Source organism: Streptomyces sp. ISL-43, assembly GCF_018614195.1.
GTDB lineage: Bacteria > Actinomycetota > Actinomycetes > Streptomycetales > Streptomycetaceae > Streptomyces.
Map to the genome: position 1 here is coordinate 51,056 of NZ_JAGGOT010000045.1, position 14,311 is coordinate 65,366.

Here is a 14,311-nt window from a genome sequence, read left to right on the forward strand (position 1 = left end):
AACCCGACTCGAAGGTCAAGCCCGCAGCAGCTCGGCAATCTCCCGGGCCGCGTCCCGGGCTGGGCGGCCGACGCCGATGAGGGTGGCGGAGGCTGGGCCGGTCCAGTCGCCGTAGCCGAGCAGGTGCAGACGTGGCTCATCCACCGCGCGGGTGCCGTCGGTGGCGATCCGGCCACGGCTGCCGCGCAGGCGGAGGGAGGCGAAGTGGGCCAGTGCCGGGCGAAAACCGGTGCACCAGATGACGGTATCCGCCTCGGCGTAGGTACCGTCCGCCCATTCCACACCGGTCGGGGTGAGCCTGCTGAACATCGGCTTCGCGAGCAGGAGTCCGGCCTCGCGGGCGGCGCGTACGGGCGGAACGGCGACGATGTCGCCGAGGGAGGCGACGCCGCCGGTGTCGGTGCGGCCGGTGTCGAGGGCGCGGCGGCGGGCGGTCGCGGCGTCGAAGAGGGCGCGACCGTCGATGTCGTCGGCAAGGTAGCGGGGCGGGCGCTGGGTGACCCAGGTCAGCTCGGCGCTACCGGCGAGGTCGGCGGCGATCTGCGCACCTGAGTTGCCGCCGCCCACGACGATCACCCGCCGGCCGGTGAAATCGGCAGGGCTGCCGTACTGCACGGTGTGCAGCTGGCGGCCGGTGTACTCACGCCGGCCGGACACAGCGGGCATGAACGGGCGGGTCCAGGTTCCGGTGGCGCTGACGACGGCACGGGCCTGCCAGTCGCCGCAGTCGGTCTCGACGCGCAGGAACCCGCCGTCGCGGTGGACCGCGTCGACCCAGACACCGCGCTGGACCGGAAGTTCGTACCGCTTCTCGTAGTCCGCGAGGTAATCCACCACGTGAGCGGCGTCCGGGTACGTCTGCCCGGGCTGGAGCGGCATGAGCCGACCGGGCAGGGAGGAGTAGGCGGCCGGGGAGAACAGCCGCAAGGAGTCCCAGGTGTGCTGCCAGGCCCCGCCCGGCGTCGCCTGGGCGTCGAGGATGACGAACTCGATGCCCAGGCGGCGCAGGTGGTAGCCGGCGGCGAGCCCTGCTTGGCCGCCGCCGATCACCACCACATCCGTGCGCCGGCTCATGCCGTCGGCGCCCCGGCGTCCGTCTTGCCGCGCATGAAGATGACCGCCACCAGGGCCAGGCCCACCACCGCACCGATCAGCTGCATGCCGATGAAGCCGGCCACGGAGGCCGGGGCGATACCGGCGAAGGTGTCGGTGAAAGCACGCCCGATGGTCACCGCCGGGTTCGCGAACGACGTGGAGGAGGTGAACCAGTACGCCGCGCCGATGTACGAGGCGACGGCGACGGGCGCGAAGCGCAGCCGGTCGGTGCGGGCCAGGCCGAAGATCAGCAGGATCAGGCCCGCGGTGGCGACGACTTCACCGAGGAGGAGGTTTCCGGCGGAGCGGTCGTGGGTGGACCACTTCACCAGCGGCTCGCCGAACATCGCGTCCGCCAGAATCGCGCCCGCGACTGCGCCGACGATCTGGGAGGGCACGTACACGGCCAGCTCGCGGGCAGTGACGCCGGCGCCCCCGCGGCGGGCGGTCCACCACTCGGCCAGCGTCACAGCCGGGTTGAAGTGGGCACCGGAGACCGGACCGAGCAGGGCGATCAGGACGCCGAGGCCGAAGACCGTGGCGGTGGAGTTGGCCAGCAGCTGGAGCGCCACGTCATCGGTGAGATCGGTGGCCTGGATGCCGGAGCCGACGACGATCGCCACCAGTGCGGCAGTGCCCACCAGCTCGGCGGCCGCGCGGGCGATCAGCGGGGTACGGGGCGGGGTCGCCCCGGGTGCCGGCTGGGGCACGTCGGCGGCTATGACGGACTCCCCTGCGGGGGCGGCGGCGACGGGCTCGGTGGCGGTCAAGACAGGATCTCCTCGGGCAGGTGAGGCAGGGCGGACAGGGCCGCGAAAGGCTACGGGCAGGACCGCTTGAGGTTCGCTTCGGCGGTGGCACGCGCGGTCAGGGCGAGGTCGGCGAACTGACCGGCGAGGGCTTCGATGACTTCCGGGCGCAGCCGGTAGTAGATGTACCGCCCGCATGGCTCCGTCTCCACGACCCCGGCCTCGCGCAGCACCTTCAGGTGGTTGGAGAGGTTCGTCTGCTTGGCACCCGTTTCCTCCACAAGGTGGGTGGTGCAGAGGGTCTCGCGCGCGAGCAGGGTCACGATCTGGAGCCTGAGCGGGTCGGCCAGAACCCGGATCAGATCAGTGTCGACTGACGTCATCATGTGCTGATACTGTCACATCAGCTGGGCCTGACACCAGTCCGAGCTGACCTTATTGGCTCCTTTGAACGGGAACGCCATGCCCACGCCCTCTTCACCCCTCCTGCCGGACGAACGCCTGGCCGCGGGGGCTGCCCGCCTCGCCTCCCGGTATGCCGGCCACTTCTCGCCGGAGACCGTGCTGGGCCTGCTCGCCGACTCCTACACACGTCTTGCCGAGCAGGCACGGGTCCGTACGCACCTGGTCGTGCTGGCGGAACGGCTGACCGCCGAGCGCCTGGACGCCCTCGCCCACACCCAAGGGCTGGTGAACGGTCCGACCCGGGTGCTGTTCGTGTGCAGCCAGAACGCCGGGCGCTCGCAGATGGCCGCCGCCCTCCTCGCCCACCGGGCGGGCGAGCGCGTCACCGTCTCCTCAGCGGGCACTCGTCCGGCCGACGAGGTGGAGCCGCACATCGCGCAGGCCCTTACCGAAGCCGGTGCGGACCTCGCCGATGCGTACCCCAAGCCCCTGACCGAAGAGGTCGTCGAGGCTGCCGACATCGTGATCACGATGGGCTGCGGCGACGCCTGCCCTGTCGTGCCCGGTCGCCGCTACCTCGACTGGCCTGTCGCCGACCCCGAAGCTGCGCCGATCGCCGTCGTACGGGAGATCCGCGACGAGATCGACGCCCACATCAGCGAGTTGCTCGTGCAGCTCGCGCCGTAGAGCCCCAAGCCCCCGCATCCCCACCGCAGTCGCCTCACCTCAAGGAAGAACAGATGTCCTCCGCTCCTGCCGCCTCCGTCCTGTTCGTCTGCATCCACAACGCGGGCCGCTCCCAGATGGCGGCCGGGTTCCTCCGCCACCTCGCCGGCGACCGCGTCGAGGTGCGCTCCGCCGGCTCCATGCCCGGCGAGCAGATCAACCCCTCCGCCGTCACCGCCATGGCTGAGCTGGGCATCGACATCTCCGACCAGAAGCCGAAGGTCCTCACCCCCGAAGCCGCCCAGGCCTCCGACTACATCATCACGATGGGCTGCGGCGACGCCTGCCCCTACTTCCCCGGCAAGACCTACCTCGACTGGCAGCTCGAGGACCCGGCCGGCCAGGGCGTCGAGGCCGTGCGCCCCATCCGCGACGAGATCAAGGGCCTCATCGAGGGCCTGATCGCCGAGATCGACGCCAAGAAGCAGGGCTGATCCCGTAACCGACGCGACCACCGCCGACGACGACGGCATACGTAACGTCATCATCATCGGCTCCGGCCCCGCCGGATACACCGCCGCCCTCTACACCGCCCGCGCGCAGCTGAGGCCCCTGCTGTTCGGCAGCTCGATCTTCGTCGGCGGCTCGCTGACGACGACCACCGAGGTGGAGAACTTTCCCGGTTTCCCCAGCGGCATCGACGGCCCGGACCTCATGGACAGCATGCGCGTCCAAGCGGAGAAGTTCGGCACCCAGATGATCGACGACGACATCGTCTCCGTCGACCTGACCGGCCCCATCAAAGAAGTCACCGACTCCGAGGGCACCGTCCACCGCGCGAAGACGGTGATCATCGCCACCGGCTCCGGGTACCGCAAGCTCGGCCTTCCCAAGGAGGACGAGCTGTCGGGGCGCGGCGTGTCCTGGTGCGCGACCTGCGACGGGTTCTTCTTCCGCGACCGTGACATCGTCGTGGTGGGCGGCGGCAACACCGCCATGGAGGAGGCCACCTTCCTCACCCGCTTCGCCAAATCCGTCACCGTCGTCCACCGCCGCAGCACCCTGCGCGCCTCGAAGGTCATGCAGAACCGGGCCTTCACAGACGACAAGATCTCCTTCGCATTCGACAGCGAAATCGCCGAGATCAAGGAGAAGGACGGCATGCTGGCGGGCGTCGTCCTGCGCGACACCTTCACCGGAAAGCTCCGCGATCTGGACGTGACCGGACTGTTTATCGCGATCGGGCACGACCCGCGCACCGAGCTGTTCACCGGCCAGCTCGACCTCGACGACGAGGGCTACCTGAAGGTCCAAGCGCCCTCCACCCGCACGAGCCTCCCCGGCGTCTTCGCCGCCGGCGATGTCGTCGACCGCACTTACCGCCAAGCCATCACCGCCGCTGGCACCGGGTGCGCCGCAGCCCTCGACGCCGAGCGGTACCTTGCTGCTCTGCGTACGAAGGATGAACCTGCACCAGCAGCAGTCTGACCTGATCGCACCGAAGGGGGCGGCCCACACCAATGGTGTGGGCCGCCCCTTTCTTGTACGTGTCGTCACGTCCTGGACTGGCAGATTGCTGTAAAAAGTCTGGCCAGGGTGGAATCAAAGTCACACGCACGGTTATGACAGCGGGACTGGTAGCTGAGAACGATGAAGATTCGCGTACGCGGGTTCAGTGGCTGGCAAGTTCGCCGGTGAGCTTGCCGTGGAGGTCGGCGCTCGGGTCGTTGAGACCGGTGATCTCGACCGTTTTGCCGCGCTGGGCGTACTTGGTCTCGATGGCGTCCAGGGCTGCGACCGAGGAGGCGTCCCAGACGTGGGCTGCGGACAGGTCGATGATGATCTTGTCGGGGTCGTCTGTGTAGTTGAACTGGCCGACGAGGTCGTTGGAGGAGGCGAAGAACAGTTCGCCGGTCACCGTGTAGATCACGCTGGTGCCGTCGGGGGCGGTGACGGGGGTGACTTCGGCGAGGTGGGCGACGCGCTTGGCGAAGATGACCATCGCGGTGACCGAGCCGACGACGACGCCGATGGCCAGGTTGTCGGTGGCGACCACGCAGATCACGGTGATGACCATGACCGTGATCTCACCGGCCGGCATCCGCTTGAGGGTCTTGGGGGCGATGGAGTGCCAGTCGAAGGTCGCGAACGACACCATGACCATCACGGCGACCAGGGCGGCCATGGGGATGTCGGAGACGACCGGGCCGAAGACGATGCACAGCACCATGAGGAACGCGCCCGCGAGGAACGTGGACAGGCGGGTGCGGGCGCCGGACACCTTCACGTTGATCATGGTCTGGCCGATCATGGCGCAGCCGCCCATGCCGCCGAAGAAGCCGGTGACGATGTTGGCGATGCCCTGGCCGATGGACTCGCGGGTCTTGGAGGAGTGGGTGTCGGTGATCTCGTCGACGAGCTTGGCCGTCATGAGGGATTCCATGAGGCCGACCAGCGCCATCGCGAACGCGTAGGGGGCAATGGTGGTCAGGGTGTCCATCGTGAACGGCACGTCCGGCAGGCCCGGGACGGGCAGGGAGGACGGCAGGGCTCCCTTGTCGCCCACGGTCGGCACGGCGATCGCGGCCGCGACCGTGATGACGGTCAGGATGACGATGGAGACCAGCGGGGCCGGGATCACGGTGGTGACCTTCGGGAAGAACACCATCAGCGCGAGGCCGCCGATGATCAGCGGGTACACGGCCCAGGGGACGTCGGTCATCTCGGGGACCTGCGCCATGAAAATCAGGATGGCGAGGGCGTTGACGAAGCCGACCATCACCGAGCGCGGAACAAACCGCATCAGCTTCGCGACGCCGAGGGCGCCGAGCGCGACCTGGATGACGCCGGCCAGTATGACGGCCGCCACGAGGTAGCCGAAGCCGTGCTCACGGTTGAGAGGTGCGATCACGAGCGCGACGGCACCGGTCGCCGCCGAGATCATCGCCCGGCGCCCGCCCACGATCGAGATGACCACGGCCATCGTGAAGGAGGCGAACAGGCCGACCGCCGGGTCGACCCCGGCGATGATCGAGAACGAGATCGCCTCGGGGATCAGGGCGAGCGCGACGACCAGGCCGGCCAGGACCTCGGTGCGCCAGACCTTCGGGTTGTTCAGCCAGTCGGGGCGCAGGCCGCGCAGGCGCGCGGCGGGGGACGTCAGGGAAGCAGAAGACAAGGGAGTAGGAACCTGTCGTGCTCGGGCACACCCGTTCTGGGCAGGCCGGGGTGTGCGGGAGAACGCGGAGCGGCCGGGCCGGCCCCCCCGCGGTCGGCCCGAGAAATCACGCGGGCCGGAAGTTCGGAAAGATGGATGCGGCGGGCCTGCGCAGTACGCGGCCGCGCAGCTCGCATCCGAAGCGAAGTATCACGGTGGGCAGGCGGCAGCGCTGGGCGTCATCGGCTCGCGCATGCTCGGCTCCTGCGGAATCGGATCTTCGCTGGGGGCACCATCGGCCCCGACACAGCTGCACCACGGGAGGCCAAGGCCACCCGCTCACCAGCAACTCTACCTTAACGTTAGAGTAGAGATCGGTGGGGTCGCAGAACGCGGCCCGCCACGATGGGAAGGGCCAGGAGCACGGGCGTGGACGACAAGCACATGCAGATCGGCGAGATCGCCGCGCGGACGGAGCTGTCGCTGCGCACGATCCGGCACTACGAGGAAACCGGCCTCGTCGTCCCCTCGGCCCGCTCCCAGGGAGGATTCCGCCTCTACACCGAGACCGACGTGCAGCGCCTCATGGTCATCCGCCGCATGAAGCCCCTCGGCTTCACCCTCGACCAGATGCGCGACCTCCTGGCCGCCACCGATCGCCTGGATGGCGATGACACCCTCGACACCGATGCGCGTGAGGCCCTGCTCGAGCGTGTGCGCGAGTACGAGCAGGCCGCTACCGAGCAGGTCGACAAGCTCCGGGTTCAGCTGGCCCGCGCCGAGGACTTCGCCGGAACACTCCGCACGCGCCTGCACCAGACCGCACCCGCCGGGTCCTGAGCCCCGAGCGCGGCCGAGAGACGTACAGCCACCGGCCGCAGTCAGTCTGTGCAGCGCTGCGCGTTACAGAGCCCTCCTGTCAGGCGCCCTTTATGGATGGGCCATCCGCTCGTACCGGCTGCGCCGTCCGAAAGCGGCAGTGACCCGCCGACCCGCCCGCTGTCCGGCCTCGCCCCTGCCGGTGATGGGCGCGAACCTCACGATCGCGGGCGCCGCCCTGCACACGATGCCCGCCGAACAGCCTGAGCTGTACGCGCCGCCGCACTGGCGCTCGCGGCAGCTGCTGCCTGGTGGTGTGCCTCCCGCCAGGGCTGATCACAACCTGACACCATGTGATCTTGGGGAGGCGTGCGGGGCAGACAGCTTGTGACAAGCAAGCGTCTACGGCGGCCACCAACGAACGACTGCGAGCGTAGCCACCACAAGCAGCCATGCCCACATCTGTCCGAATCTTCATCGCTGCCTGCCAACTGCTCGAACGCCCTCCAGTCCCGACAAGACGAGGGCACGGCTGAGAGCCTGTGCGTGGGACGGTCACACGAGGGGGAGTTCAGGTGCCGCGAGAGCTAAACGAACGTCAACAACAGGTGCTGCAATGGGTAGGCCGAGGATGCCCTGCCGGCGTATGGGAAGGAACCGCGCACAAGCTCAGCTGCCAAGCCCTGCAAAGCCGGGGACTGGTCAAAGCCTCCAAGCGGCAAGGGCAATGGTCCGCGGTTCTCACCGATGCCGGCCAGCACTATCTGGACTACGGAACCCGCTGCCCGCCCGATCAACCTCGGGGCAGAGATACAGCACCCGCGCAAGGGGCTGCAACCCCGCCACTCGCCTTGACCAGTGGTCAGAATTCCAGTGCGAACGTAGCCACGCCCGTACCGGCCCAGCGAGCCAGCTCCTTTCCACGGAAGAAAGCCAAGACTGTCACGGAGCAGCTCCTGGAAGAGCTCGTCGAAGCAGGCGGCCGAATCGTCAAGCGTGAAGCCAGCGGCCGGGAGACCGAGAAGTGGCCGATCCGCGTGGCCGCGGCGCGCAGGTCGGGGAAGATTCCCGAGACCAAGGAACTGCATGCAGGCTGGTGCCGAGACGGCTACGAAATCCGGCTCGTCGACACCCCCGCCTGGCGCTTGGCGCTTGGCCACGCTGCCACCCGTTCCCGTACCGGCACGGCTCACCAACCCGCACCCGGTGGTGAAAACCCTTCAAGGGCATCCCGAGCCCATGGGGTTGACCAAATCCGTGCAGGGTCGAGCCTTCCGCCTTATCCATGCACTGCTCACCGCCACGCAAGCACTGGGTCATGTCGGCGCCCTGGGCTCGGGCCGAGGTGCACCACACCGCCGGCAAAACGGCCCTCCACATTTCACCATCACAGCCCAGGGTCAGAGGTGTGATTTCCTCGTCGTGCAGGAAAGGACCGCGCCGAACACATCCCCACGAGGAAAGAGCTTGCAGATGCTGAGAAGCACTCCTGGGTGAGGATCGCTCGGTACGACTACACCCCCGCTGAACGCCTGAGGATCTGTGTCAGTGGTGGCGTGCCGCACAGGGCCGGGGAGTGCGCCGATACTGCCGCCCCGGTCGCTTGAAGAGCAGCTGGCCGAAATCGTGCAGGAAGTAGGGCTCCGAGGGGAAGCCGCCGAGCGCAAGCGACTGGCCGACCTGGAGGCAGCACGCCAGGAGCGGCTGCGGTGGGAAGCTGCGATGCAGCAAGCAAAGAGCGACTACGCAGAGGCATTCCGCGTCCAGCATCTCGAAGCACAAGAAAGGGCATGGCGGCACGCAGCGGGCCTGGCCGAATACGTCGACGCTCTCCGCCTCCACGCAACGACCCTTCCCACCCCAGCGGAGAGGGAAGGCGCCGAGGCGTGGATCGCTTGGGCCGACAGCCATGCACGGCGCCTGAACCCGCTCAACGGGACGCTGCGCATGCCGGACATCCCCGAACCTCGCGCCGACGATCTGAAGCCGTTCCTGCAGGGCTTGAGCCCCTACGGCCCCGGCTACTGACAGTGACCATCAGCGCCCTTCCACAGAATCCGGCGGCACTCAAGCCAGTCCTCGCTGCCATGGGAGTAGGCCATCCATGGCAGCGATCAGCCAACACTTCGCAAAGCGGGACCTCGGCGAACAGGCCTGGCGCAACCCATGACCTGCACGATCCGACACCTGACGACTCATCAGAACGAGCGTCAAATGAGCGTCACGAGCGTCATTTCAGCGTCAAGATATCGCCCGTAACGCCCACAGTGCACATAATGCACATCGACAAACCTGCAGGTCAGGAGCTCTTCGCGACCGGTTCAAGGATCGCTACGCACTCCACGTGGTGGGTCATCGGGAACAGGTCGAAGACGCGCAGGGTGCGGACCCTGTAGCCCGCCTCCTTGAAGTAGCCCAGGTCGCGGGCGAGGGCCGCCGGGTCGCAGGCCACGTAGGCGATGCGGCGCGGGGTGAGGCCGGCCACCTGGCGGACCGTCTGCTTGCCGGCGCCCGCGCGGGGCGGGTCGAGGACGACCAGGTCGCACTCGGTGATGCCGGTCTTCGGGAGGATCTGCTCGACCTTGCCCTGCTCGATGCGGATCCGCGGGAAGTCGGACAGGTTGTGCCGGGCGTCCTCGACCGCCCGCTTGGTCGACTCGATGCCGAGCACCGCGCCGGTGTCGCCGAGGCGCTCCGCCAGCGCGCCCGCGAAGATGCCGACGCCGCAGTACAGGTCGAGGGCCATCTCGCCCTTGCGCGGCATCAGGCCCTGCATGACGGCCTTGATCAAGGTGTCCGCGGCCTGCGGGTGGACCTGCCAGAAGCCGCCCATGCCGACGCGGTACGTACGGCCGTCCGCGCGCTCGCGCACGAAGGGGCGGCCGTGGACGCGGTGGACTCCGCCGTCCTTCTCCTCGACGCGCAGGACCGAGACCGGCTTGTCGAGTTCCACCAGGGGCAGGCGGCCGCCCGGGCGCGGGGTGAGGACGACCTGGCGGTCGCCCGAGCCGGAGGCGGCGATGGCCTCGACGGTGGCCATCTGGGGCCAGTCCTGCTTCTCGATGCCGAGCTCGCTGACGCCCGGCGCCGCGATCATGCAGTGGTCGATCGGCTCGATGTCGTGCGAGCGGTGCTTGCGCAGGCCGACGGTGCCGTCCTCGTCGATGGCGAACTGCACGCGGGTGCGCCACTGCGGGACCTGCCCGGCCGCCACCTTGTCGCCCTCGGCCGGGATGACCGTGCCGTCCCAGCCCGCCTGCTCCGGGGTGAGCCCGGCGAGGCGCAGCAGCTGCTCGGCGACGACCTCGCCCTTGAGCCGGCGCTGGGCGCCCGGCTTGGCGTGCTGCCAGTCGCAGCCGCCGCACTTGCCGGGGCCGGCGTAGGGGCACGGAGCCTCGACGCGGTCCTTGGAGGCGTCCAGCACCGTGATGGCGTCGGCGCGCAGGAAGCGGGAGTCGACGTCGCCCTCCGTCACGCGAGCGACGACCTTCTCGCCGGGCAGGGTGTGACGGACGAACAGGACGCGGCCCTCGGCGGTACGGGCGATGCAGTGACCCCCGTGCGCGACGGGGCCGACCTCGACCTCGTACTCCTCCCCGACCAGTGACTGCTTCTCGTTCTGCTCCGTCATGGTGGGGAGGCTCCAAGGCTAAGTAAGAAAGGCAAAATGCGGAACGGCCGGACGACCGACCCACCAGTTTACGTGGATCTCGTCCGGCCGTTCACCAAGCGGAGCTCGCCGCGACGTCAGCCCTTGCCCGCCGGATCCTTCGGACGCGGCCGGGACGTGGCGGGGCTGTCCACCGGACCGCGGCGCACCGCGCCCGGCGCGTTCCACTCCGCGCGCTTCTTCGCCCGCTTCTTCGCGAGCTCCGAGGACTCCAGCTGGTAGGGCACCGAGGTGACCATCACGCCGGGGGTGAAGAGCAGCCGGCCCTTGAGCCGCAGCGCGCTCTGGTTGTGCAGCAGGTGCTCGTACCAGCGCCCGACGACGTACTCGGGGATGTAGACGCTGACGGCGTCGCGCGGGTTCTCGCTGCGCAGGCCCTTCACGTACTCCACCACCGGGCGGGTGATCTCGCGGTACGGGGAGTCGAGGATCTTGAGCGGGACGTTGATGCCGCGCCGCTCCCACTCCTCGCGCAGCGCCTTCGTCTCGACCGGGTCGACGCTGATGCTGAGCGCCTCGAGCCTGTCCGAGCGGGTCAGCTTGGCGAAGGCCAGGGCGCGCAGGGTGGGCTTGTGGACCTTGGAGACCAGGACGATGGAGTGGACCCGCGAGGGGCGCACGCTGTCGTCGCTGGGGCCCTCGGCGGCGGCGATCTCCTCGGAGACCCGGTCGTAGTGCTTGCGGATCGCGGTCATCGTTCCGTAGAAGATGACCATGCCCAGCAGGGCGACCCAGGCGCCGTGGGTGAACTTGGTGGCCAGGACGACGACCAGCACCATGCCGGTGAAGAAGGCGCCGAAGGTGTTGATCGCCCGCGAGCGGTGCATCCGGCGGCGGGCGGCGGCATCGCGCTCCGAGGCCAGGTGGCGGTTCCAGTGCCGGACCATGCCGATCTGGCTCAGCGTGAAGGAGACGAAGACGCCGACGATGTAGAGCTGGATCAGCTTCGTCGAGTCGGCGTCGTAGATCCACACCAGCAGCATCGCTGCGCCCGCGAGGAGCACGATGCCGTTGGAGAAGGCGAGCCTGTCGCCGCGGGTGTGCAGCTGGCGCGGCAGGTAGCGGTCCTGGGCGAGGATCGAGCCGAGCAGCGGGAAGCCGTTGTACGCGGTGTTCGCGGCGAGGAAGAGGACGAGCGCGGTGGCCGCCGCGAGCACGATGAACAGGAAGCTGCCCTTGCCGAAGACGGCCTCGGCGACCTGGGAGATGACCGGGTGCTGGACGAAGCCGTCGCCGACCGGGACGCCGTTCTCCAGCAGGTCCGTGGCGGGCTTCTCCGACATCTTGACGTCGGTGGCCATGGCCAGGCCGATGATCCCGCAGAACATGGTGACGGCCAGGCCGCCCATGAGGGCGAGGGTGGTGGCCGCGTTCTTGCTCTTCGGCTTACGGAAGGCCGGGACGCCGTTGCTGATGGCCTCGACGCCCGTCAGGGCCGCGCAGCCGGAGGAGAAGGCCCGTAGCAGCAGGAAGACCAGGGCGAAGCCGGCCAGGCCCTGGTGTTCGGCCTTGATCTCCAGATCGGCCGTCGGGGCCCGCATCGTGTCGTCCATGACGATGCCGCGCCAGGCGCCCCACGCGATCATCACGAATACCGCACCGACGAACACGTAGGTGGGGATGGCGAAGAGGTTCCCGGATTCCTTCACGCCGCGCAGATTCATCAGCGTGAGGAGCAGAATCATGATCACCGCCGAGAGCACCTTGTGCTCGATGACGAAATCGACGGCGGAGCCGAGATTCTCGACCCCGGAGGAGATCGACACTGCGACCGTGAGGACGTAGTCGACGAGCAGGGCGCTCGCGACGGTGAGACCGGCCCTGGGCCCGAGGTTGGTGTTGGCGACCTCGTAGTCGCCGCCGCCGCTCGGGTACGCGTGGACGTTCTGCCGATAGGAGGCGACCACGGTGAACATCAGCACGACGACCGCGACGGCGATCCAGGGGCTGAAGTGGTACGCCGACACGCCCGCGATGGACAGGACCAGCAGGACCTCGCCAGGGGCATATGCCACGGAGGAGAGTGGGTCGGATGCGAATACAGGAAGAGCGATCCTCTTGGGGAGGAGCGTTTCTCCGAGGCGGTCGCTGCGCAGCGCCCGGCCGATCAGGATCCGTTTGGGCACGTCGGTCAGTTTGGACACGCAGAGGATCGTAAGCGTTCGAAATCGGACTGACGAACCCCCCACCCCATTACGGGCCGAAGTCTCACCGCATCCAGGGCAAAGGAGCACCGCATCCAGGGCAAATGGTCACAGTGGTGACCGCCCGTGTGTAGCTTGGGCCATGGTCTGAGACCCTGTTAAGCCAGAGCAGCAATGAGGCTGGAACCCAGCGAGCCGCTGACAGCCGGAAGGACGGCCGTGCACATCGTCATTATGGGCTGCGGAAGAGTGGGCTCCGCCCTCGCGCAGACCCTGGAACAGCAGGGGCACACGGTCGCGGTAATCGACCAGGACCCCACCGCATTCCGTCGGCTGGGGGCGTCCTTCGGCGGCCGCCGCGTCACCGGAGTCGGCTTCGACCAGGACACCCTTCGCGAGGCCGGCATCGAGGAGGCGGGCGCCTTCGCCGCGGTCAGCAGCGGTGACAATTCCAACATCATCGCCGCCCGAGTGGCACGTGAGATGTTCGGCGTCGAGAACGTCGCCGCCCGCATCTACGACCCCAAGCGCGCCGAGGTCTACCAGCGTCTGGGCATCCCCACGGTCGCGACCGTCCGGTGGACCGCCGACCAGATGCTCCGCCGGCTGCTGCCCTCGGGCGCCGAGCCGCTGTGGCGCGACCCGAGCGGCGGTGTCCAGCTCGCCGAGGTGCACACGTCCGCCGCCTGGATCGGCCACAAGGTCAGCCGGCTGCAGGAGGAGACCGGTGTCCGCGTCGCCTTCCTCACCCGGCTGGGCGAGGCCACGCTGCCGACGTCGGCGACCGTCCTCCAGGAGGGCGACCTCGTCCACGTGATGATGCGCACGGACGAGATCGGAAAGGTGGAGGCCGCCTTCGCCGAGGGTCCTGAGGAGGCACACGCATGAGGGTCGCGATCGCCGGAGCCGGCGCGGTGGGCCGCTCCATCGCGGGTGAGCTCCTGGAGAACGGCCACGAGGTGCTCCTCGTGGACAAGGCGCCGACCGCCATCTCGGTGGAGCGGGTGCCGCAGGCCGAGTGGCTGCTGGCCGACGCCTGCGAGATCACCTCGCTCGACGAGGCGGCGCTGCAGCGGTGCAACGTGGTCATCGCCGCCACGGGCGACGACAAGGTCAACCTGGTCGTCTCGCTCCTGGCCAAGACCGAGTACGGGGTCCCCCGGGTCGTGGCCCGCGTGAACAACCCGAAGAACGAGTGGCTCTTCAACGAGTCCTGGGGCGTCGACGTTGCCGTCTCCACGCCGCGCCTGATGTCGGCGCTGGTCGAGGAGGCCGTCAGCGTCGGCGACCTGGTACGGCTGCTGCGCTTCAGCCACGGCGACGCCAACCTGGTCGAGCTGACCCTGCCCGCCGACTCCCAGGTCGCGGGCAAGCAGATCAGCGAGATCACCTGGCCCGAGGACACCTCGCTGGTCACGATCATCCGCGGCAACCGGGTGCTCACGCCGCACGGCGAGGAGACCCTGGAGCCGGGCGACGAGCTCCTGTTCGTCGCCGCCCAGGCCCGCGAGGAGCAGCTGGAGGACCTCCTCCAGGCCGCGGACTAGCCTGCGGCGCCGAACGGACGAAGGGGCGGCTGACCATCCGGCGGTTTCTAGGGATCGTC

At 68.7% G+C, this 14,311-nt stretch carries 13 protein-coding genes; 7 read left to right on the forward strand and 6 right to left on the reverse strand.

Going from position 1 to position 14,311, the window contains the following annotated elements; genetic code table 11:
- Positions 1 to 15 precede the first annotated feature (15 nt).
- The 3 genes from J7F03_RS25710 to J7F03_RS25720 are packed head-to-tail and all read right to left on the reverse strand — an operon-like array spanning position 16 to position 2,230.
- Positions 16 to 1,074 (reverse strand): ArsO family NAD(P)H-dependent flavin-containing monooxygenase, encoded by a 1,059-nt coding sequence (locus J7F03_RS25710; RefSeq protein ID WP_214953412.1) that lies wholly within the window; start codon positions 1,072 to 1,074, stop codon positions 16 to 18.
- Positions 1,071 to 1,865: an aquaporin gene (locus J7F03_RS25715; protein ID WP_214953414.1), complete on the reverse strand. Its 795-nt coding sequence runs from the start codon at positions 1,863 to 1,865 to the stop codon at positions 1,071 to 1,073. Before J7F03_RS25715 ends, J7F03_RS25710 begins: the two co-directional genes overlap by 4 nt.
- A 50-nt stretch (positions 1,866 to 1,915) precedes the next feature.
- Positions 1,916 to 2,230 carry a helix-turn-helix transcriptional regulator gene (locus J7F03_RS25720; protein WP_214953416.1) on the reverse strand — a complete coding sequence of 105 codons (315 nt, stop codon included), beginning with the start codon at positions 2,228 to 2,230 and terminating at the stop codon, positions 1,916 to 1,918.
- Between the two features lie 76 nt (positions 2,231 to 2,306).
- Between J7F03_RS25720 and J7F03_RS25725 the strand changes: the two genes are divergently transcribed.
- From J7F03_RS25725 to trxB, 3 genes are read left to right on the forward strand one after another with little or no spacing between them, the layout of a single operon-like run.
- A complete protein-coding gene (locus tag J7F03_RS25725) occupies positions 2,307 to 2,936 on the forward strand; it encodes a low molecular weight phosphatase family protein (protein WP_214953418.1) in 630 nt (209 codons plus the stop codon).
- Between the two features lie 53 nt (positions 2,937 to 2,989).
- Entirely contained in the window at positions 2,990 to 3,409 is a 420-nt protein-coding gene (locus J7F03_RS25730; RefSeq protein ID WP_214953420.1) for an arsenate reductase ArsC, read from the forward strand.
- A 37-nt stretch (positions 3,410 to 3,446) separates the two neighbouring features.
- Positions 3,447 to 4,403: a thioredoxin-disulfide reductase gene (gene trxB / locus J7F03_RS25735; protein WP_214953449.1), complete on the forward strand. Its 957-nt coding sequence runs from the start codon at positions 3,447 to 3,449 to the stop codon at positions 4,401 to 4,403.
- A 184-nt stretch (positions 4,404 to 4,587) separates the two neighbouring features.
- Here trxB and J7F03_RS25740 read toward each other — a convergent pair whose 3' ends face one another.
- On the reverse strand, positions 4,588 to 6,093 hold the full coding sequence (locus tag J7F03_RS25740) for a SulP family inorganic anion transporter (RefSeq protein WP_214953422.1): 1,506 nt from the start codon (positions 6,091 to 6,093) through the stop codon (positions 4,588 to 4,590).
- Between the two features lie 408 nt (positions 6,094 to 6,501).
- On the opposite strand from J7F03_RS25740, the gene J7F03_RS25745 reads away from it, so the two are divergent.
- Both J7F03_RS25745 and J7F03_RS41345 read left to right on the forward strand, forming a co-directional pair.
- Positions 6,502 to 6,912, forward strand: a complete 411-nt coding sequence (locus J7F03_RS25745) for a MerR family transcriptional regulator (protein WP_214953424.1) — start codon at positions 6,502 to 6,504, stop codon at positions 6,910 to 6,912.
- A gap of 1,530 nt (positions 6,913 to 8,442) precedes the next feature.
- A complete protein-coding gene (locus J7F03_RS41345; RefSeq protein WP_251072476.1) occupies positions 8,443 to 8,919 on the forward strand; it encodes a hypothetical protein in 477 nt (158 codons plus the stop codon).
- Positions 8,920 to 9,190: 271 nt separating this feature from the next.
- Here the strand turns inward: J7F03_RS41345 and J7F03_RS25755 are convergent, their stop codons facing one another.
- Together J7F03_RS25755 and J7F03_RS25760 are read right to left on the reverse strand one after the other, a co-directional pair.
- On the reverse strand, positions 9,191 to 10,522 hold the full coding sequence (locus J7F03_RS25755) for a class I SAM-dependent RNA methyltransferase (protein ID WP_214953426.1): 1,332 nt from the start codon (positions 10,520 to 10,522) through the stop codon (positions 9,191 to 9,193).
- A gap of 116 nt (positions 10,523 to 10,638) precedes the next feature.
- On the reverse strand, positions 10,639 to 12,705 hold the full coding sequence (locus J7F03_RS25760; protein ID WP_214953428.1) for an APC family permease: 2,067 nt from the start codon (positions 12,703 to 12,705) through the stop codon (positions 10,639 to 10,641).
- A gap of 219 nt (positions 12,706 to 12,924) precedes the next feature.
- Here J7F03_RS25760 and J7F03_RS25765 point away from each other — a divergent pair, with 219 nt between their 5' ends.
- Positions 12,925 to 13,593 (forward strand): TrkA family potassium uptake protein, encoded by a 669-nt coding sequence (locus J7F03_RS25765; RefSeq protein ID WP_214953430.1) that lies wholly within the window; start codon positions 12,925 to 12,927, stop codon positions 13,591 to 13,593.
- A complete protein-coding gene (locus tag J7F03_RS25770) occupies positions 13,590 to 14,252 on the forward strand; it encodes a TrkA family potassium uptake protein (protein WP_214953432.1) in 663 nt (220 codons plus the stop codon). The genes J7F03_RS25765 and J7F03_RS25770 overlap by 4 nt, the downstream gene beginning before the upstream one ends.
- Positions 14,253 to 14,311: the final 59 nt, after the last annotated feature.

Bases quoted from the DNA above. Each gene is read 5' to 3' on its own strand.
- J7F03_RS25710 (WP_214953412.1), bottom strand. From the start codon at position 1,074: ATGAGCCGGCGCACGGATGTGGTGGTGATCGGCGGCGGCCAAGCAGGG.
- J7F03_RS25720 (WP_214953416.1), bottom strand. From the start codon at position 2,230: ATGATGACGTCAGTCGACACTGATCTGATCCGGGTTCTGGCCGACCCG.
- J7F03_RS25725 (WP_214953418.1), top strand. From the start codon at position 2,307: ATGCCCACGCCCTCTTCACCCCTCCTGCCGGACGAACGCCTGGCCGCG.
- J7F03_RS25730 (WP_214953420.1), top strand. From the start codon at position 2,990: ATGTCCTCCGCTCCTGCCGCCTCCGTCCTGTTCGTCTGCATCCACAAC.
- J7F03_RS25755 (WP_214953426.1), bottom strand. From the start codon at position 10,522: ATGACGGAGCAGAACGAGAAGCAGTCACTGGTCGGGGAGGAGTACGAG.
- J7F03_RS25770 (WP_214953432.1), top strand. From the start codon at position 13,590: ATGAGGGTCGCGATCGCCGGAGCCGGCGCGGTGGGCCGCTCCATCGCG.